At 71.2% G+C, this 19,414-nt stretch carries 17 protein-coding genes and 1 tRNA gene; 5 read left to right on the top strand and 13 right to left on the bottom strand.

All coding sequences use genetic code 11. The features are described 5' to 3' along the window. Nucleotides 1-121 precede the first annotated feature (121 nt). The 5 genes from ehuA to ACOKM3_RS26015 form a co-directional block, all read right to left on the bottom strand. Nucleotides 122-937: an ectoine/hydroxyectoine ABC transporter ATP-binding protein EhuA gene (gene ehuA / locus ACOKM3_RS25995; protein WP_426903434.1), complete on the bottom strand. Its 816-nt coding sequence runs from the start codon at nucleotides 935-937 to the stop codon at nucleotides 122-124. Next, nucleotides 927-1,574: an ectoine/hydroxyectoine ABC transporter permease subunit EhuD gene (gene ehuD, locus ACOKM3_RS26000; RefSeq protein ID WP_426903435.1), complete on the bottom strand. Its 648-nt coding sequence runs from the start codon at nucleotides 1,572-1,574 to the stop codon at nucleotides 927-929. Before ehuD ends, ehuA begins: the two co-directional genes overlap by 11 nt. Next, nucleotides 1,571-2,314 carry an ectoine/hydroxyectoine ABC transporter permease subunit EhuC gene (gene ehuC, locus ACOKM3_RS26005; RefSeq protein WP_426903436.1) on the bottom strand — a complete coding sequence of 248 codons (744 nt, stop codon included), beginning with the start codon at nucleotides 2,312-2,314 and terminating at the stop codon, nucleotides 1,571-1,573. Before ehuC ends, ehuD begins: the two co-directional genes overlap by 4 nt. Continuing rightward, nucleotides 2,311-3,243: an ectoine/hydroxyectoine ABC transporter substrate-binding protein EhuB gene (gene ehuB / locus ACOKM3_RS26010; RefSeq protein WP_426903437.1), complete on the bottom strand. Its 933-nt coding sequence runs from the start codon at nucleotides 3,241-3,243 to the stop codon at nucleotides 2,311-2,313. Before ehuB ends, ehuC begins: the two co-directional genes overlap by 4 nt. 108 nt (nucleotides 3,244-3,351) lie before the next feature. Further along, nucleotides 3,352-4,758 (bottom strand): amidase, encoded by a 1,407-nt coding sequence (locus ACOKM3_RS26015; RefSeq protein ID WP_426903438.1) that lies wholly within the window; start codon nucleotides 4,756-4,758, stop codon nucleotides 3,352-3,354. Between the two features lie 340 nt (nucleotides 4,759-5,098). On the opposite strand from ACOKM3_RS26015, the gene ACOKM3_RS26020 reads away from it, so the two are divergent. From ACOKM3_RS26020 to ACOKM3_RS26030, 3 genes are all read left to right on the top strand, one after another. Continuing rightward, on the top strand, nucleotides 5,099-5,923 hold the full coding sequence (locus ACOKM3_RS26020; protein WP_426903439.1) for a maleate cis-trans isomerase family protein: 825 nt from the start codon (nucleotides 5,099-5,101) through the stop codon (nucleotides 5,921-5,923). 3 nt (nucleotides 5,924-5,926) lie between these two features. Further along, nucleotides 5,927-6,658, top strand: coding sequence for a maleate cis-trans isomerase family protein (locus tag ACOKM3_RS26025; RefSeq protein WP_426903440.1), 732 nt, complete (start codon nucleotides 5,927-5,929; stop codon nucleotides 6,656-6,658). 520 nt (nucleotides 6,659-7,178) lie between these two features. Next, nucleotides 7,179-8,258: an LLM class flavin-dependent oxidoreductase gene (locus ACOKM3_RS26030; protein WP_426903441.1), complete on the top strand. Its 1,080-nt coding sequence runs from the start codon at nucleotides 7,179-7,181 to the stop codon at nucleotides 8,256-8,258. Between the two features lie 28 nt (nucleotides 8,259-8,286). On the opposite strand, the gene ACOKM3_RS26035 is transcribed toward ACOKM3_RS26030, so the two are convergent. After that, nucleotides 8,287-10,038 carry a putative bifunctional diguanylate cyclase/phosphodiesterase gene (locus ACOKM3_RS26035; protein ID WP_426906898.1) on the bottom strand — a complete coding sequence of 584 codons (1,752 nt, stop codon included), beginning with the start codon at nucleotides 10,036-10,038 and terminating at the stop codon, nucleotides 8,287-8,289. Nucleotides 10,039-10,467: 429 nt separating this feature from the next. On the opposite strand from ACOKM3_RS26035, the gene ACOKM3_RS26040 reads away from it, so the two are divergent. Further along, nucleotides 10,468-11,757, top strand: coding sequence for a M6 family metalloprotease domain-containing protein (locus tag ACOKM3_RS26040; RefSeq protein WP_426903442.1), 1,290 nt, complete (start codon nucleotides 10,468-10,470; stop codon nucleotides 11,755-11,757). Nucleotides 11,758-11,915: 158 nt separating this feature from the next. Here ACOKM3_RS26040 and ACOKM3_RS26045 read toward each other — a convergent pair. The 7 genes from ACOKM3_RS26045 to ACOKM3_RS26075 all read right to left on the bottom strand — a co-directional run bounded on the left by ACOKM3_RS26045 (nucleotide 11,916) and on the right by ACOKM3_RS26075 (nucleotide 18,270). Continuing rightward, nucleotides 11,916-11,989: transfer RNA gene (locus ACOKM3_RS26045), tRNA-Lys, on the bottom strand. Further along, a complete protein-coding gene (locus ACOKM3_RS26050; RefSeq protein WP_426903443.1) occupies nucleotides 11,980-12,621 on the bottom strand; it encodes a bifunctional DNA primase/polymerase in 642 nt (213 codons plus the stop codon). The genes ACOKM3_RS26045 and ACOKM3_RS26050 overlap by 10 nt, the downstream gene beginning before the upstream one ends. A gap of 146 nt (nucleotides 12,622-12,767) precedes the next feature. Then, entirely contained in the window at nucleotides 12,768-13,118 is a 351-nt protein-coding gene (locus tag ACOKM3_RS26055; protein ID WP_426903444.1) for a hypothetical protein, read from the bottom strand. A 197-nt stretch (nucleotides 13,119-13,315) separates the two neighbouring features. Continuing rightward, nucleotides 13,316-14,644, bottom strand: a complete 1,329-nt coding sequence (locus tag ACOKM3_RS26060; RefSeq protein ID WP_426906899.1) for an AAA domain-containing protein — start codon at nucleotides 14,642-14,644, stop codon at nucleotides 13,316-13,318. An 11-nt stretch (nucleotides 14,645-14,655) separates the two neighbouring features. Next, nucleotides 14,656-16,263, bottom strand: coding sequence for a hypothetical protein (locus ACOKM3_RS26065; RefSeq protein WP_426903445.1), 1,608 nt, complete (start codon nucleotides 16,261-16,263; stop codon nucleotides 14,656-14,658). Next, entirely contained in the window at nucleotides 16,260-17,417 is a 1,158-nt protein-coding gene (locus ACOKM3_RS26070; protein ID WP_426903446.1) for a hypothetical protein, read from the bottom strand. The genes ACOKM3_RS26065 and ACOKM3_RS26070 overlap by 4 nt, the downstream gene beginning before the upstream one ends. Further along, nucleotides 17,341-18,270, bottom strand: coding sequence for a phosphatase PAP2 family protein (locus tag ACOKM3_RS26075; protein WP_426903447.1), 930 nt, complete (start codon nucleotides 18,268-18,270; stop codon nucleotides 17,341-17,343). The genes ACOKM3_RS26070 and ACOKM3_RS26075 overlap by 77 nt, the downstream gene beginning before the upstream one ends. 243 nt (nucleotides 18,271-18,513) lie before the next feature. Here ACOKM3_RS26075 and ACOKM3_RS26080 point away from each other — a divergent pair, with 243 nt between their 5' ends. Further along, on the top strand, nucleotides 18,514-19,113 hold the full coding sequence (locus ACOKM3_RS26080; RefSeq protein WP_426903448.1) for a histidine phosphatase family protein: 600 nt from the start codon (nucleotides 18,514-18,516) through the stop codon (nucleotides 19,111-19,113). Nucleotides 19,114-19,414: the final 301 nt, after the last annotated feature.

Below are 19,414 nucleotides of genomic sequence, written 5' to 3' on the forward strand. Positions count from 1 at the left end.
GCCGCCAACACCCCCTTTGGGGGCGGCGGTTGGGGAGATTGGTGGCGCGTTCCGTGCCTCTCAGCAGGAACGCGCCACCCTGGCATATGCCAAAGTCATGCACCAATCGGTGAGCGGCTGGTCACAGGACCGCGCTCAGGAACTCCCTGGTGCGCTCGTGCTCCGGCTCGCCGAACATCTTCTCCGGCGTACCGGACTCGATGATGCGCCCCGAGTCGAACATCAGGACCTGGTCCGAGATGTCGCGGGCGAAGTTCATCTCGTGCGTCACGCACAGCATGGTGATGTCCGTGGTGTGCGCGATGTCCCGCAGGACGTCGAGGACGCCGGCCACCAGCTCGGGGTCGAGCGCCGACGTGACCTCGTCCAGGAGCAGCACCTGCGGGCGCATCGCCAGCGCGCGGGCGATCGCCACACGCTGCTGCTGGCCGCCGGAGAGCTGCGAGGGGTACGCCTCGCAGCGGTCGCCGAGGCCGACCATGTCGAGCAGCTCCTTGGCCCGCTGCTCCGCCTCGTCCTTGGACAGGCCCAGCACGTTGACCGGCGCCTCGGTGATGTTGCGCAGCACGTTCATGTTCGGGAACAGGTTGAACTGCTGGAAGACCATCCCGATGTTCTTGCGGATCTCGCGGATGTGCTTCTCGCCGGCCTCGACGAGCTTGCCGTCCTTCTGCTCGTGCGTGAGGTACTCGCCGCCGACCTTGATCGTGCCCTCGTCGGGCTTCATCAGCGTCATGAGCAGCCGCAGGATCGTGGTCTTGCCGGATCCGGACGGGCCGATCAGCGTGACGTGCTTGCCGGACGCGACGGAGAAGTCCAGGTCGTCCAGGACGGTGTTGCTGCCGAACCGCTTGGTGACCTTGTCGAAGCGGATGAGCTCGCTGCCGTCGACGGCAGGATTGGGAATTTCCTGGGAAGTGCTGCTGTCAGCGGACAAGACGACGCTCCAAAACTCGCAGAAGAAGAGAAGCCGGGTAGGCGATGACGATGAAGGCGATACCCACGATGCTGATGGCCTCGTAGGTGAAGGTGGTCTGGCTGAAGCCCTGCGCCTCGCCCAGCATGTCGAGGGCGCCGATCGCCATGATCTGCGGCGACTCCTTCAGCATGACGATCACGTAGTTGCCGAGCGCGGGGATCACCCTGCGCACTGCCTGCGGCAGGATCACCGCGCGCCAGGTGCGGCCCTTGGGCAGGCTGAGCGCCTTGGCCGCCTCCCACTGGCCGACGGGCACGCCCTCGATGCCGGCCCGGTAGACCTCGGACGTGTACGTCGAGTAGTGCAGGCCAAGACCGACGATGCCGGTGACCAGCGGGGACATCGAGATGCCCCAGGAGGGAACGACGTAGAAGAGGAAGAACAGCTGCACCAGGAGCGGGGTGTTCCGGATGAACTCGGTGACCACCGTCACCGGCCAGCTGACCCACTTCGTGGACGAGCGCTGGGCGATCGCCCAGACCAGGCCGAGCGCGAAGGCGATGATCACGCCTCCGACGAGCGCCTGGAGCGTGACGAGCACGCCGTCCCAGAACTGCGGCATGAAGTCCGCGACGTTGGACCAGTCCCAGTTCACTTGGCACCTCCGGCACCGGTGACGGCGTCGATCGTCGACTTGGAGCGCATCCCGCCGAGGAGCACGCGCAGGCCACCCTTCTCGGGCGCCTGGCCGACACGGCTCTTGGCGTGGCGCTCAAGCAGGCGCATGAGGCGCGTGAAGATGAAGGCGAACACGAAGTACAGGACGAGCAGCAGCGTGTAGACCGGTGCGCTGTCACCGGAGACGAGCCGCTTGAGGTTGCCCGCGAACGTCATGTCGGCCACCGCGATGAGGGAGACCAGCGAGGTTCCCTTGAGCAGTTCGATCAGCAGGTTGTTGAACGGCGGGATCATCTCCGGCCAGGCCTGCGGGATCTCGATGCGGCGCAGGCGCTGGCTGCGCGAGAAGTTGAGGGCGATGCCGGCCTCGCGCTGCGCGGGCGGCACCGCGGCGAGTGCGCCGCGCACGATCTCCGAACCGTAGGCGCCGTAGGTGATGCTGAGCGCCAGGATGCCCGCGAACATGGGCTGGAACTTGATCTGGAACAGCATCGGCACGGTGAACGCGATCCAGAACATGAAGACCAGCGACGACGTGCTGCGGAAGATCTCGAAGTACGCCCCGGACAGGAAGCGCACGAACCACACGTTGGACGTGCGCAGGACGCCGATGATGAACGCGATGACGAAGGCGATGACCGCGCTGAGGACCGTGACCTCGAGCGTGATCCAGATGCCCGGCAGGAACCAGTTTTCGAAGAACTTCGCGGACATCATGAGGCGGCTCCCTTGGCAGGGGGGCAGAGTTTCTCGACCGTGAGGTCGGTCATCTCCTTCTTCGTGAAGCCGAAGGGCGCCATGATGCGCAGGAGTTCACCGCTGTCCTTGAGCTTGTGCAGCTCCTTGTTGAACGCGTCGCGCAGGTTCTTCTCCGACTTTCGGAACGCGAATCCGCCCGCTCCGTAGACCGGCTTTCCGTCCACGTAGGGCTGGAAGGGTTCGACGCCCTCGACCCCGCTCTTGCCCTTGATCACCCTGCGGACCGTGACGGCCGTGCCGGCGAAGGCGTCGACCCTGCCCTGGCGCACGGCGTCGAGCCCGGCGACCTGGTCGGGCAGGATCAGCATGTCCTTGATGCCCAGGGCCTTGGCGGTATCGATCTCCGCGTAGGCCGTGCCCGTCGCGAACTTCAGCTTCTTGTCCGCGATTTCCTTGTACGTCTTGATGCCGTGCGGGTTTCCCTTGCGCACGATGAACGAGTCGGGCATCAGGTAGTCGGGATCGGAGAACAGCACCTGTTCGCAGCGATCCGGATTGATGTACATGCCCGCAGACACCACGTCGAACTGCTGCGCCTGGGTCAGCCCGGGAATCAGCGCGCTGAACTGCGTCGGCACCGCTTTCACCTTGGGCACACCGAGGCGCGGGAAAATCACCTTGGCGATCGCCGGCGCCTCTCCGGTGACCTCGCCGTTCTCGTCGATGTATCCGAACGGGACCTCCCCCGCCACACCGATCTTGACCTCTCCGGCGTCGCGCAGCCGGTCCAGCAGATCCCCGCCCTCGACCTTCCCCTCCTCCGGCACACGGGCACAGGCCGCGGCGCCGAACACACCCAGCGCCGCCGCCCCCGCACCGTAGAGCAGGGAGCGGCGGCGGACTGGTCTGGCGATGAATCCCTCATTGTTACCAAGTGGTGGAGCCATGGCGCGCCATTACCCGAAGCCCCGAGAGGTATGCCTATCGTTTTCGGCCCTTGATAAAGCCGAGATCTGAATTCACTGCAATACGGCCATGTCCTCACTTCGCGCGATTCAGGCCGTGTTGGGACTGGAGTGACTCGCCACTTCTGCCTCGTAGAGCGTGTGCGCGGTCCGGAGTACGAGATCGTCCCTGTGCCGTGCCGCCACGAGCTGGAGACCGACCGGCAGGCCGCCCCCGTCGAGCCCCACGGGCACGGAGGCGGCGGGCTGTTGGGTCAGGTTGAAGGGGTACGTGAACGGGGTCCAGCCCGTCCATCGGCGCAGACCGGAGCCGCGCGGAACCTCAACTCCGGCCTCGAAGGCGGTGATCGGCACCGTCGGCGTCACCAGCAGGTCGTACGTCGAGTGGAAGGCGCCCATCCGCCGTCCGAGCGCCATCCGCGCATCGACCGCCGCCAGATAGTCGAGCGCGCTGTACCGCGCGCCCCGGGTGCATATCTCCCGCAGCCCCGGGTCGAGCAACTGCCGCCTGGACGCCGGAAGATGCTGCACCACCCGCGCGGCCCCGCTGAACCACAGCGTGTGGAAGGACTCGACCGGATCCGAGAAGTCCGGATCCACCTCCTCGACGTACGCGCCGAGTTCGGCGAGCCGCGTCACCGCCGCGCGCACCACCGCGGCGACGTCGGGCCGCACCGCCACCTGTCCGCCGAGCGTCGGCGAGTACGCGACACGCAGCCCGCGCACCCCGCCGTGCAGCGCGTCCCGGAAGCCGCCGGACGGCGGTCCCGAGGCCGACCAGTCCCGCGGGTCGGGGCTCGAGATCACATCCATCATGAGTGCCGCGTCGGCCGCCGTACGGGCCAGCGGCCCCACGTGCGCCAGCGTCCCGAACGCCGACGACGGGTACAGCGGCACCCGCCCGTACGTCGGCTTGAGACCGAAGATCCCGCAGAAGGAGGCTGGTATGCGCACCGAACCCCCGCCGTCCGTGCCGAGCGACAGCGGCCCCGCCCCCACCGCGACCGCCGCCGCGCTCCCGCCGCTCGAACCACCCGCCGTCCGCGAGGTGTCGTACGGGTTGAGGGTCGCGCCCGACAGCGGCGAGTCGGTCACGCCCTTCCAGCCGAACTCCGGCGTCGTCGTCTTGCCGAGGAGGACCGCGCCGTGCTCGCGCAGCCGGGCCACCGACGGCGAGTCCTCGTCCCAACTCCCTTGCTCCGACACGGTCTTCGAGCCGCGCAGCGTGGGTGCTCCGCGCTGCAGCAGGATGTCCTTCACCGACACCGGCACCCCGTCGAGCAGGCCCATCGGCGCACCCTCGCGCCACCGCCGCGCGCTCGCCTCCGCCCGGGCGAGGGCCCCCTCCGCGTCGACACGCACGAACGCGTTCAGTACAGGGTCGGTCTCCTCGATCCTGGCGAGCACGGCGCGGGTCGCGTCGACGGGGCTGATCTCTCCCTTGCGATATCCCTCGATGAGGTCCTGCGCGGTCAGTCCGATGAGCTCGCTCGTCATCCGCCCTCCAGCACCAGCGATATGTTGCCGGGGACCTACCCAGGATCACCTCGTCAGGCACGGACATCGCGGGGAAACCGTCCGGCAATGAAGATCCGCTTTCCTGGGCGCGAGAAGTCGGGAACAGCCACCCATTTCATGAACACCGGAAAGTTCAAAGACACCTGCCGACATGTGCGGATTGACCCCGCAGGCACCGGAACCTACCGTCGACAACAGAGGACACCACTAGGGTTCCTGCACCTTGTTTCGCGCTGTGTCGCTGTCCCGACGTCCCGGCGGTTCGCCGGCTCATGCACCACACCGGCATTGATCAGTCAGCTGAACATGGGGCCTGCTCATGGACGTCTCATTCCTGGGGGGACCGAAACCGCAGCGCGGTGTGGGCGTCGTCGCCCCGTTCGACTTCGCTCTCGACCGCGAGCTGTGGCGTTGGGTGCCCGACCATGTATCCCTCCACCTCACCCGTACTCCCTACGTGCCCGTCGAGGTCGGCCTCGACCTGGCCCGCCTGGTCAGCGAGCACGAGACGCTCGGTGAGGCGGTCCGTGCGCTCGGTGCCACCGGGCCCGAAGTCCTCGCGTACGCCTGCGCCTCCGGCAGCTTCGTCGGCGGTCTCGCGGGGGAGCGGGCGATGTGCGCGGCGATGCGGCGGGCCGGGGAGCTGCCCGCCGTGACCACCTCAGGGGCCCTGCTCCAGGCCCTGTCCGAACTGGGCGCGCGGTGCATCGCCCTCGTGACGCCCTATACGCGATCCGTCACCGAATCGCTGGAGGAGTATCTGTCCGAGGCGGGCATCACGGTCACGGACCGGGCCTACCTCGGTCTGACCCGGCACATCTGGAAGGTGCCCTACCGGGATGTGGCGGCGATGGCCAGGGAAGCGGGGCGCTCCGGCGCCGACGCGCTCTTCATCAGCTGCACCAACCTGCCGACCTACGACATCATCCCGCAACTGGAGGCGGAGCTGCGGATCCCGGTGATCTCGGCCAATCAAGTCACGATGTGGGCAGCCCTCGCCCGACTGGGTACCCGTGCCGTGGGGCCCTACCAGGCGCTGCTCGATCCGGCGGCGCGGGTGTGGCCCCCGGCGGACGTGCCGGAGGCGCTGCCTCCGGAGGATCTGCCGAGGGAACGGTCGAAGGAACAGGAAGGGTGGGCATAGCGCATGACCTCGCTCGGTTTTCTCTACCCCGGACACTCCGCGGAGGACGACTACCCGCGCATCGAGATGCTGATCGACAGCGATGTGCGGCTGCCCGTCGTCCACACCGACATCGGAGAGGACGCGCACCGTGTCGACGCGCTGCTGGAGATGGGCGCGCCGGACCGCCTCGCCGCGGGGGTCGAGGAACTGCGGCTCTCCGGTGCGGAGGCGGTGGTGTGGGCGTGCACGTCCGGGAGCTTCGTCTTCGGCTGGGACGGTGCGCACGAGCAGGTGCGTGGGCTTGCGCGTGCGGCGGGGCTGCCGGCCTCCAGTACGTCCTTCGCCTTCGCTCATGCGTTGCGGGAGGTGCGGGCGCGGCGGGTGGCGGTCGCCGCGACCTATCCGGAGGATGTCGCGGACCATTTCGCCACGTTCCTCAAGGCGGGCGGGGCGGAGGTCGTGTCCGTCCGGGGGAGCGGGATCATCACGGCGGCCGAGGTGGGGACGTGGGGGTGGGACGAGGTCCTCGCCATGGCCCGGGCCGGCGACCACCCCGACGCGGACGCGCTGCTGCTGCCGGACACGGCGTTGCACACGGCGGCGTACGTCCGTGACCTGGAGTCCGAGCTCGGCAAGCCGGTCCTCACGGCGAACCAGGTCACGGTCTGGGAGGCGCTGCGACTGGTCGACCGGAGGGTCAACGCGCCGGCCCTGGGCGCGCTCTTCACGAAGGAGCCGGTGGTTCAGGTGTGAGTGGGGTGACGCCCACCCGGCCCTACGCCACGGGGCTCCGCCCCGGCCCCCGCGCCTCAAACGCCGGCGGGGCTGGATTTGCCCACCCGCCGCCGGGGCCGAAAAGATCGGGGCTCCGCCCCCGGACCCCGCCGGCTCTCGTCTGTAGAGCGGGGCTTGATCTGCCCCGCCCACCTCCCACCACCCGCCCCCTCCGGGGGCGTCGGCCCGACGGGTGTGCCCGCCCCGCCCGGGGCAACGTGCCGCTCGGGCCTACGGGTGGCCGTCGCCGCCTTGGGCAACCTGCGGCTCGGACCTACGGGTGGCCGCCCCCGCCTGGGGCAACCTGCCGCTCGGGCCTACGGGTGGCCGCCCCCGCCTTGGGCAATCTGCCGCCTTGGGCGGCAGGGTGGGCAAGGCGGCGCCCCGGTGCGGCGTAACAGGAAGAGGGGTCCGGCCACGGTGCCGGGAATAAAGCGGAGTAGCCCTCCGTTACGAACGGGGTCAAGCCACACACACCCGTACGTACGCAGGAGGACCCGTGATCCGCGGCGCAGCCCAGGGCACTGCCCCGACCCCCCTCTCCGTCCTGGACCTGGTCACCGTCGGAGCGGGTCGCACAGCCACCGACGCCCTCCGCACCAGCGTCGACATCGCCCGCCTCGCGGAGAACCGCGGGTACCACCGCTACTGGGTGGCCGAGCACCATTCCATGCCCGGCGTGGCCTCCAGCAGCCCGGCCGTGATCCTGGCCCACCTGGCCGCCCACACGGACCGCATCCGCCTCGGCTCCGGCGGCGTCATGCTCCCGAACCACGCCCCGCTCGTGATCGCGGAACAGTTCGGCACGCTGGAGGCGATGGCCCCGGGACGTGTCGATCTCGGCCTCGGCCGCGCCCCCGGCACGGACGGCGCGACCGCCGCCGCGCTGCGCCGCACGGACCGCCTCAACGAGGGCGCCGACGACTTCCCGCAGCAGCTCGTCGAGCTCACCCGCTTCCTCGACGACGACTTCCCCGACGGCCACCCGTACTCCCGCATCCACGCCGTCCCCGGCCCGGTCCAGGCCACGTCCCCGGGTGGCGTACAGGACCCGAACCGCCCGCCGGTCTGGCTCCTCGGCTCCTCCGGCTTCAGCGCGCGCCTGGCCGCAACCCTCGGCCTCCCGTTCGCCTTCGCGCACCACTTCTCGGCGCAGAACACCCTCCCGGCGCTCGACCTGTACCGCGAGAACTTCCGCCCGTCCGAGATCCTGTCGGAGCCCTACGCCCTCATCGGCGTATCGGCCCTCGCGACGGACGACGACGGCACGGAGGCCCGCCGTCAGGTGCTCGCCGCCGCCCTCAACATGGTCCGGCTGCGCACCGGCCGCCCCGGCCTCGTGCCGACGCCCGAGGAGGCGGAGGCGTACCAGTTCAACGAGATGGAGCGGGACTTCGTCAACTCCTGGAACTCCAACGTCATCCACGGCACCCCCGACGAGGTCCGCTCCGGCCTCGACGAGCTGCAAAAGCGCACGGGCGCCGACGAGTTGATGCTCACGGCCAACGCCCACGGCGGCGACGTACGCCTGCGTTCCTACGAACTCATCGCGGACGCCTACGACTTGCCGCGCCCCTGAGCGTACGAGGACGCCTGACGGCGGCGGATCATCTGCGCTCGGCGAGAAGCCCAGAGATACGATCCGCCGTCACCGGCCGCGAGTAGAGCCACCCCTGCCCGGTGTCGCACCCGAGCCGGCGCAGCCGCTCCGCCTGCTCCGCCGTCTCCACGCACTCGGCGGTCACGGTGAGCCCGAGCCGGTGCGCCAGCTGCACGAGCGCCTCGACGATCATCGCGTCCGCCGGCTCCGCGGGCGCGGACCCGTCGTCCTGGAACCCCCGCACGAACGCCCCGTCGAGCTTGAGCACCGACACCGGCAGCCGGCTGAGGTACGCGAGGTTGGAGTACCCGGTGCCGAAGTCGTCGATGGCGATGCGCACGCCCATGTCGCTCAGCGCCCTGAGCGCCTGCAACGGCCGTCCGGTCGGGCCCATCACGGCGGACTCGATCAGCTCCAACTGGAGGAGTTCCGGCGGGAGTCCGGTCTCGGCGAGGATCCGCGCGACGTCCGCCACCAGGTCCGAGTCCCACATCTGACGAACCGCCACATTGACGCTCATGAACACCGGCGGCGCCTCGGGGTGCTCCACCTGCCAGCGCCGCGCCTGCGCGCAGGCCGTCCGCAGCACCCACCGCCCCAACTCGACGATGGAGCCGTCCTCTTCGGCCAGTCCGATGAACCGATTCGGCGTCAGCAGGCCGAACTGCGGGTGCCGCCAGCGCACCAGCGCCTCGACCCCGCGCAGCGCACCGTCCGCCATCTCCACCAACGGCTGGTACTCCAGGGCGAATTCACCCCGGTCGACCGCGGGCCGCAGGCTGGACGACAGGGCCTGGCGGGTCATCCGGTGGGCGTTGCGCTCCGGGTCGAAGAAGGTCCAGCGGGCCTTGCCGTCCGCCTTCGCCCAGTACAGCGTCGTGTCGGCCGCCTGCATCAGGGCCGTCGTGCTGACGCCCGTGACCTGCCGCTCGACCACGCCGATCGAGGCGGAGACCGACACCTGCTCACCGGCCAGGTCGAAGGGCTCCCGCAGCGCGTCGAGCACCGCCCGGGCGAGCTCGGCCACCTGCTCCGTACCGGTGGAGTCCTCGACGAGCAGCGCGAACTCGTCGCCGCCGAGCCGGGCCACCAGCGGGGCGCCCGAGGCACTCTGCGCGCGGTCCGCGCAGCGCGTGAGCCGCTCGGCGACGGCGACGAGCAGCCGGTCGCCGACCGGGTGCCCGAGCGAGTCGTTGACCGCCTTGAACCCGTCGAGGTCCAGCAGGCAGAGCCCCACGCGCCCGGTCGCGCCCGTGCTCTCGTACGGCCGCGCCTCCAGGGCCGCGGAGACGCGCTCGAAGAACAGCGCGCGATTGGGCAGCCGGGTCAGCGGATCGTGCAGCTCCAGGTGGTGCAGCCGGTCCTGGAGGCCGCGGTGCGCGGTGATGTCGCTGAGCGAGAGCAGCACGGCCTCCGCGTCCGGGAGCGGGGACACCGTGACGCGCAGCCACATCGAGTGGCCCGAGGGGTGCTTGAGGCGGCGGGTGCGGCTGAGCCGGGCCTGCCGACCGCGCAGGATCTCCTGGTAGGCGTCCGCGGTGCGCGGGTCCGAGTGCAGGTCCAGCAGTTCGTCGACGGAGCGGCCCGCGAGCTGCCCGGTGTCCTGCTCGGCGTCCTCCCCGCACAGCAGCGCGCACGCGGCGTCGTTGGCGCCGACGATCGCGCCCTCGCGGTCGACGACCGCCATGGCCAGCGGTGACGTCGCGAACGCCGGCCGGTAGAGCGCCTGGGCGGACGGGGCCCGGGAGGCCGACCCCATGTCATCACCCTCCGTGAAATCCGAGGTCTCCGTGAGCCCCTGGATCCCCGCGAGGGGATCGTGGCGTAGGCCGGGCGGGGCCACCCGGCGCGCGGTCGTGGGCCCTTCGGGCTGTGCGCTCACCGCTCGCTCCCGTGGTGCGTCGGATGGTTGCGTGATCTGCTGCGGCCGGGTCCCGGCTGGAAAGTGTGCCGATCATAGAGGCAGGTCGGACGGCCTATCCAGCCTGGATCGCGGTGCACGCGGGTTCCGGGCCGCCGAACCCCTCCCCGGTAGATCGTTTCTGCTCGCCGGGGACCGACCTTCTGTCGGGGCCCGATCGTGGCCGATCGGCTGTGACGTTCCGTGATCGACCGGAGTGTCGTCCGGTCACTCATCCGGGCCAGATAAACAGGGCAAGTTTCATCAAACACCAACATTCTGGGTTGGGTGTCCCGCATTCCCGTCCCGGAGGTCGACTTGCCGCGTCCGCAGCCACTCGCGGGAGTGGACAAGCCGCGCCCGCGCGCACTCGCGGCGGGGCTCACCGCCTTCGCGGCCGTGGCCGCCATGGGGCTGGTCGCGGGGCCGGCCGCGGCCGTTCCGTTCGCGGGGCCTTGCGCCCTGGAGCGCACGGCGGCCCACCACTCCGAGGGTCTGGACACCTGGAACCCGGCGTACCCGAAGCCCAAGAAGACCCTCAACGCCGTGATGGTCTTCCTCTCGTTTCCCGACTCGCTGCCCCTGGCCACGCCCGACGAGCTGGCCTCCGACTACTTCCCGTCCACCAGCCGCTTCTTCGACCGGGCCTCGTACGGGAAGTTCTCCCTGGTCCCGCATCCGCAGCGGCAGTGGGTCCAGATGCCGCACCCCTCGACCGCGTACGCCATACAGCGCGACTGGGACGCCGCGCACCGCAGCGCGTATCTGCAGGACGCCCTGAAGGCGGCGGATCCGCACACGGACTTCAGCAAGTACGACGTCGTCTACTTCGTCGCCGACCCGGACGCGCCGGGCGTCGACTCCGACGCGACGAAGGTCGTGAACTTCGACCGGCCGATGCGCGCCGACGGCACCGACATCCGCCGCATCGTCACGGTCTTCGAGCGGCACCCGCCGGACCGCAATGTGCTCGCGCACGAGACCGGTCACGTCTTCGACCTGCCCGACCTGTACCACCGGCCCACCGACGGCAAGGGGGACTGGGACACGTACGTCGGTGACTGGGACGTCATGGGCAGCCAGTTCGGCCTCTCGCCGGATCTGTTCGGCTGGCACAAGTGGAAGCTGGGGTGGCTGGAGCGGCGGCAGGTGGCGTGTGTGAAGCGCAGTGGTGAGACGCGGTTGACCCTGGAACCGCTGAGTACGGGGCCGCGGGGGGCGGGTTCTCCGTTCGGTACGGGGGGTGGCACCAAGCTCGCCGTCATCCGCACGGGTGTCGACAGCGCCATCGCCCTGGAGGCGCGAGGCGGCTCCGGCAATGATGCCGCGACCTGCAGCCGGGGTGTTCTCGTCTACCGCGTACGCAGCGACTCCTCGTCCGGGGGCGGCCCCATTGAGGTCCTCGACGCCCACCCCCGCACGGAGGCCTGCTACGGCGAATCCGTCTACCCGCCGTTGGCCGACGCGCCGGTGGGGATGGGGGAGACGTTCACGGTGCCGGGCGACGACATCCGCGTCGAGGCGGAGGGCCGTACGGGTTCGGGGGCGTGGACGGTGAAGGTGACGACGGCGGGCTGATCCCACACGGCACCGTGGTTGCGGCCTCGGGGCTCTGCCCCGGACCCCGCTGCTCAATCGCCGCAGGGGCTTGATTTGCCCACCCGTGCTTGGGCGGGCCGCCGTCGTGACGCACGACGAAGGCCCTCCGCGATTCGCGGAGGGCCTTCGGCTTTAGGTGCGCCATCAGGGACTCGAACCCCGGACACGCGGATTAAGAGTCCGCTGCTCTAACCAACTGAGCTAATGGCGCCGGTTGACGTCGTAGACATTAGCATCAGGATCCGGGGCAGGAAAAATCGAAATCCGTACCGCGGCCTGCGCACTCGCGCGGGCCGCCCGGACGCATGCCCAGCGCATGACCTCGGGGCCCGGCAGCCACGGGTGGCGGGTGTCGGGGGCGACGACCCAGCGGGACTCCTGGCGCTGGTCGGGCCGGAGCGCGGCGCGGGTCGTGGGGGCCGGGCCCGTGACCGCGTCGCCGGCGCCGTGGTACAGCAGCGGCGGCACCGCGTGGCCCCACTCCTCCCAGTGGAGGAGGGACGGTAGGCGCTGGGCCGTGCCCGGCGCGGTGAACAGGAGCATGCGGCCCCGGTGCGTGGCGACGGGCCCGGAGCCGGGCCCCTCGGACCAGAGGTGGTCTAACATCCGCCGGCCGAAGATCGCGGGCACGTTCACCACGTCGAAGGCGGATCCGCAGGGGAGGACGACGGGGGCCGTGGGTCGCGCCTCCCAGTGGGCGAGCGTGGACCGGGGGTACGCCCCGGCGGAGGCGAGCCAGGCGGCGCCCTCGGGGGTGACGTCGCAGATGTCGAAGTGGCCACGCGTGCCAGAGGCCGTGGCCGACGGGGCGTGGGGGGAGTACGAAGGCGTCGCGGTGCTCATGCCTCATACATCTACAGGGGGTGAGGGGGCAATCGCCAAGGGTTGCGGAAAATCGGGACAGGGGTGGGCGGGGTGGAGTATCTTGCCCACCTGGCATATGCCAGATGATCTTTAGGGCCTCGTGGTGCGGCCCCGACGCGGCCTCGTCACGTCGTCTGGTCCTTGGCCCCGCGCAGCAGATCGCGGCCGAACTCGACCATCTTCTTCGCGTAGTCCTCGGTCCAGTCCGCGCGCTCCGCGATGTCCGCCGTGGTGAGCCGGTCGAAGCGGCGCGGGTCCGCGAGCTGCGCCGCGGCGACGGCCTGGAACTCCATGGACCGGTCCGCCGCGGAGCGGAACGCGTGTGTCAGCTCCGTGGCGCGGGTCAGCAGGTCGCGGGGGTCCTCGATGGACTCCAGGTCGAAGAAGTGCTCCGGGTCGGCGGACGCCTCCGCGGGTTCGAAGATCAGCGGGGCGGGTCGCAGCCGGGGCTGGTGGGTACGGTCGGGCTCCGCCATCGTGCGGCCTCCTGTTGCCGGGGTGACCCGCGGTTCGGTGTCGGGCCACCTTCCATTGTCCTTCGGCCCGCAAGAGGGCGGGGGGCTCCGCCCTCTTGCGGGTGGGTGGTCGGGCCGGCCCGGGGTGAAAGATCGGGGCTCTGCCCCGGACCCCGCGAGTCTCGTCCAAGAGCGGGGCTTGAAGGCGTACCCGCTACTCAGAGGTGGACCCGGTGTTCCGCCAAGCGGGCCAGGACCGAGTGGTTCGCCTCCCAGCCGTCCGGGAACTTCACCGTCACACCGAGTTGCACCGGGTCCGCCGACGGGTGTTCGTCCAGGAGGTCCGCGACCCCGGCCCTGCACACCACCACGCACGCGTGCCGGTGCCGGGAGGCCAGGACGCACAGGCGGCCCGTCTCCAAGTGGAACGCCGTCGCGTCGGGGCGTCCGGACAGCGGGTGCAGGACGACGGTGACGTCGAACTCGCGGCCCTGAAGGCGGTTCGCCGTGTCGACGGTGACGTCCTGGACATTGAGTTCGGTGAGGGCCGCCCGTACCGCCGCCGCCTGGTCGCGGTGCGCCGTGCCGACGCAGATCCGGTCCGCCGTCAGCGCGCCCTCGCCGGACTCGGAGCGGGTGACGCCCTCCCGGTCGAGCAAGCGCCGGACGACCAGGGCCACGGCCCGTACCGCCTCCGGGTCCGTACGTGGCGTGTGCGCCGCGGGGAGTTCCAGCAGGCCCCAGCCGGAGGCCGCCGCCTCGTCGATGACCAGGTCCGGGCCCGAACCGTCCGACGCCACCTTGAAGTCCAGCTCCCGGTCGCCCTCGTCCGTGCCGCTGCGGAACGGTGTGTATGGGTAGAAGGCGTCCGATACGAGTGGGGCCGCGGACGCCGGGAGGCGCCAGGAGACCGGGAGGCGGTGCTGCGGGAGGTCCGGGTTGTGGGCGAGGAGCGTGGAGACCGCCGAGGCCGACGGGTCGTAGGACAGGCCCGCCCACTGCTCCGAGCCGACGATCGCGAACGGGTCCAACTGCCCCGGGTCGCCCACGAACAGCGCCCGCTCGAACAGCCCCGCCACGGCGAGCAGCGCGTCGGAGCGCATCTGGTACGCCTCGTCGACGATCGCGTGCGGCCACGGCTCCACGTCCTTGACGTGCGCCCATTTCGCGGCTGTCGAGACGACGATCGGCAGCGGGGCCAGGTCGCCGGCCTTCGTCGACAGGCGGACGTTCGGCAGGTCGTCGAGCGCCTTCTCGTACGCGTCGGGATCGCTGCTGTGCAGCCGGCCGACGGCGAGCTCCGGGTTCTTCGCGTGGAGGCGGAGGACGAGGTCGTCCACCTGCGCGTTCGTCTGCGCCACGATCATCAACGGGCGGCCTGCCTCGGAGAGTTCGAGCGCGGCGCGCACTACGAGGGTGGACTTTCCGGCGCCGGGAGGCGAGTCGACGACGATGCCGCGCGCCGTGCCGTGCAGGGTGTCGCGGAGGATGGCGGCGGTCGCCTGCCCGGCCGCATCCGACGGGCTGAGGGCGGTGGTCGTGGTCATGGTCGTCGTGGTCACAGCACGTCCTCCGAAGTCACGGTGTCGGGCGACTCCGCGCCCGTCCCCGGCGGGCCGCCGTGCGTCCACGGTGTCTCCTCCGGCTCCGGCAGCTTGGGGCCGCCGCGCTGCTCGTGCTCGAACAGCGTCCAGCAGATCCGCTCGCCCTTCTCCGGCAGCGAGCCCTCGGCCGGCTCCTTGCCGCGCCCCATCTTGTCCAGGATCCGCAGCACGACGGAGGCGTCCCCGCCCTCGACGCCCTCGGCTCCCTCGTCTTCGTAGCCCACGAACTCGGCCGTCTGCGGCTTGCCTTCGAGGGTTCGGTACACCTTCACGCCCACGCCGAGGCGCGGACCGTCCTGCGTGCGGACCGTGACGAGCGGGCGGGGCCGCTTCTTCTCGTTGTACGCCGCCACCACCTCGGTCACCTCCCCGGCGAACGCCTCGCCCGCGAGGCGGCGGCCCGCCATCACCAGCGGGTCGTCCAGCGCCTCCTGCGCTTCCAGGCGGGCCTGCTCGCGCTCGCGCGTGGCCAGCTTGTTCGCCGCCGTCACCGCGTCGTCCCGGCGCGGCTGCGGGGGCTCGCCCGCCAGGACCCGGTCGCGGTGCCCGGTGAACGACCAGCGGTCGCGGGTCCAGCGCTCCGCCGCGTACGCGCCCTCGGGCAGCGTGCACAGCTGGTCGAGGCCGCGCCACACCGCGTCCCACGTGGGCCGCGTCCGGGACTCGACCAGGGCGTTGATCTCCCGCTCGGCCGCGGTCAGTTCGGCGAGGCGGCCCTCGGCCTCGACGGCGTCCTCCGCGGCCGCGTGGCGCGTACGGGCCTTGTCGTAGCGCTCGATCGCGGGCGCGAGCAGCTTGTTGTCGAAGGCGGGGTCCGTGGCGGGGCCCGCCGGCGGGCAGAGCAGCTGCCCGTGCCTGTCGCGGTCCAGCTCGGCGCCGAGCGCGGCCGCCGCGCCCGAGGTGCCCTCCGGCGCCTCGATCCAGGCGAGCAGCGCGCCCAAGTGCTGGTCCTCCAGGCTCGACTGGCCCGTCGCCCAGTGCCGCGACAGCAGGTCGGTCATCGCGAGGAGCAGGGCGGAGCCGGGAACCCGCGCCCGCTCCCCGAAGTGCGTGAGCCAGCGGCCGAGGAGCGGGACGTGCGGCGGCGCGGGGTAGGGCGTCTCCGGGTCCTGCTCGGCGGTGCGGCGAAAGCGCATGGAGCGGCCGAGGAGGCGCAGGAACTCGATGCCCGCGCGGCCCGGCACGATCATCTGCGGGGCGTCCGCGCACAGTTCGACCTCGACCTTGACCTTCTTGCCGGTCTCCGGATCCACCTCGCTGCGCTCGGCGGCCTCGACGTCGGTGGCGTACGAGTCGATGTACGGCAGGACCCCGTCGGCCAGTTGCGTCAGGAACGCGAAGCGGAGGTCGCGGTCGCGGGGCTGCGGGACGACCAGGAGACGCGGTGACGTGCGCTCGGTGCCGACGAGCGCGCCGAGCGGCGCGCCGGTCTCGCCGGCCGTCGTGAGCGGTACGACCACCAGGGGGCGCTGGGACAGATGGCGGTGCCGGACCGTGGCCGTGCGCTGCGCGCGGCCCGATCGGGTGGCTTCCAGCCGGGCCAGATGGTTGATCAGGCTCACTGGTGCACACCTCCGAGCGCCTCGGCCCGCAGCGCCGCCGCACGGCGCAGTGCCGCCACCGTCGGATCCGCGGGGTCGCCCGCCTCGCCGTGGGCGGCGGCGAGCACCTCGTCGACCGTCGTCAGCGAGCCGAGTTCGGCGCGCAAGGGGCGGCCGAGCGCGGTCACCGCGCCCTCCCCGCGCGCGTGGTCGCGACAGTGGAACGCCAGCTCGCACGCGGCCAGGCACTCCGGCGCGTACGTCGCGGGAACCGACTCGACCGCCGCCGTCAGCTCATCCGCGGGCAGCTCCGGGTCGAAGACCGTGCCCGGCGGGAGCGCCTCCGCGATGTCCTCCACGCGGGTCAGACGCGCCAACTGGCGCCGCGTCACCGCCCGCTGCTTGCGCACGTCGACGGCCGACGCGGCCGGCAGGTTCGAGAAGTCCTTGGGACAGACGAGGACGATCCGGTCCCTGACCAGCACCTCCGCGTCCGGCATCCGCGCCGCGACCTCCTCCAGGGCCAGCACGTACACCGCCGCCTGGCGGGCCGCCGCGCCCACCTTCGACGCGTCCGCCGCGCCGTCGATCATCGGGAACGACTTGATCTCGACGACCGTCCAGCTGCCGTCCGGATGCACCACCACCGCGTCCGGCTCCAGGAACGCGGGGCTGCCCGCCACGTCGAGCGCCAGCATCGGATGGTCGAGGAACGTCCACGTCCCCGGCGACTCGACGGCCTCACGGAGGGCGAGCGCGGTGCGCGCCGTGCGGCCCTCGGGGCCGATCGCCGACAGGTCGGGGGCCCGTACGACATCGGGCGTCGGCTCCGGCGCGGCGCCGTCCACGCGCGCGCGGACCAGCTTGAGCAGCTCCGCGCCGCCGTCCGACTTCACCCGCGCCTCGAACACATTGCCGCGGGCCAGGGCGAACTGGGACTGGCCGAACGAGGACGGTGAACCCAGCGCATCCGCGATGCGCGCCTTGTCGACCCCCGCACCGTCCAGGAGCGCCCGCCTTCGGCAGCCCGGGTTCGCCGCGAGCGCGGCCAGGGCCCGGGCGTCCAGCGGACGCGGCGGATGGTCCGGGCCGCGCAGTTCAGCGAGCCGGTGCCGCAGCCCCGTCGTCGCTGTCCTGTGACGCGGCTGCCTTGCGCTGTCGGGGAATTCGCTCACCCTGGGAAGTCTGGCATTCTCCACTGACAATCGGGGCGTGCGTGGCGGAAGGGAAGGCCTTGGCCCCCGCGAGCACGGTGTACGCCCGGTCCTTCAGGCGCGCCGCGACGAGCCGCACCGGCTTCGTCAGGAGCAGGCCGAGGGCCATCGCCGCGACCCCGGCGAGCGCGTCGAAGAAGTAGTGGTTGGCCGTGCCCATCACGATGACCGTGGTGAGCAGCGGGTACGCGACGCCCAGCGCCTTCACGTACGGGGAGCGGGCGTGCCGCCACAGCAGGACGCCGCACCACAGTGCCCAGCCGACGTGCAGGCTGGGCATCGCCGCGTACTGGTTGGTCAGTCCGCCCATGCCCTTGGGGGCGCTGGCCGCGCCGCCCCACCAGCCGTACGAGCTGTAGTGGGCCATCGTGTCGATGAAGCCGTGGTGCGCGGCGAGCAGCCGGGGCGGGCTGGTCGGCAGCAGGACGAAGCCGACGAGGCCGATCATCGTCGAGGTCATCAGCCACGTGCGCGCCGTGCGGTAGATCTCGGAGCGGCGGCGGAACAGCCAGACGAGGACGATCGGCGTGACCAGGTAGTGCAGCGAGGCGTACCAGAAGTCGGCGGGGATGCCGAGCCACGGTTCGCGGGTGAAGAGACGGTTCAGCGGGTGTTCGAGGTTGAGGTGGACGGCCTGTTCGGCCCGGAGGATCGCGAGGCCGTGGTCGACGGCCTGCCCCACGTCGCCACGCGCGAGCAGCCGGCCCGCCGAGTACGCGCCGTACACCAGGAGGATCAGCGGCAGTTCCGTCCACCAGCGGAGCCCGGCGCCGGGTATCGCTTCCGTGCGCGGTGCCTCGTCGGTCTGCGACATGCGGGCCGCTCCCCCTCTTCGCTCGTGCGGCGGCCTCTGGCCACGGCCTCACTTTTACGGTGTATATGGGCCTCTGCGTGGGCGACCCTTGACCCTCCTAGACGCAGCGATCACGCTGCGGGTTGCCCGCCGGGCGTCCTCCCTGTGGGTTGCGCGATGATGGACGGGGCGATCCTTCCCGCTCGCCCTATGTTCACCCTTGAACCCTTGTAGTTGCTTGCAGTTTCGAAAGAGGCCCCGCTCATGGCACCGCGCATCCTGTTGGCCCGGCACGGACAGACCGAATGGTCGCTGTCCGGACGGCACACCGGGAGGACGGACATTCCCCTCCTGGAAGAGGGCAGGCGCGGCGCGAAACTGCTCGGCGAGCGGCTCGGGCGTGCGCCGTACGACGGGCTCGACGGGGTGGAGGTGCGGACGTCCCCGCTGGTGCGGGCGAGCGAGACGTGCGAGCTTGCCGGGTTCGGGGAGCGGGCGAGCACGTGGGACGCGCTCATGGAGTGGGACTACGGGGCGTACGAGGGGCTGACGCCGGCGCAGATCCAGGAGCGCAGGCCCGGCTGGTTCATCTGGCGGGACGGGGTGCCGGAGGGGGAGTCGCTCGACGAGGTGACGGCGCGGGCCGACGAGGTCGTGGAGTGGGCGCGGTCGGCCGACCGGGACGTTCTCGTCTTCGCCCACGGGCACATTCTGCGGTCGATCGGGGCGCGTTGGCTCGGTTTCCCGTTGGACTTCGCGGCGCGGATCCGGCTGAACCCGACGTCGCTGTCGGTGCTCGGGTGGGCCTATGGGGAGCCGGCGTTGGAGGCGTGGAACGACACGGGGCACCTGGCGGTGGGCTGAGCGGTGTTGGGGGCGGGGCCGGTGGGTACTGGTCCTTGTCCGGCTGGGCCGGGGGTCGACGTCGGTGCGCCGGGTGCGCGGTACCGGTCTTCGTCCGGCTGTGCCGAGGGTCGAGGCCGGTGCGCTGGGTGCGCGGTACCGGTGCCTGTCCGGCTGTGCCGGTGCCCGGTCATCTCCCACCCGCCCGCCCCCTCCGGGGGCTTCGGCCTGTCCGGGGCCCGGGTTGCTGTGCCCTGGTCGGCGCCTGTCGTAGCTGTTGCGCGGCACCTGGGTGCCGCTGTGCCGTGGTCGGCGTCTCGCG

Origin of the sequence: Streptomyces nidicola (assembly GCF_050106155.1) — a bacterium.
Classification (GTDB): Bacteria; Actinomycetota; Actinomycetes; order Streptomycetales; family Streptomycetaceae; genus Streptomyces.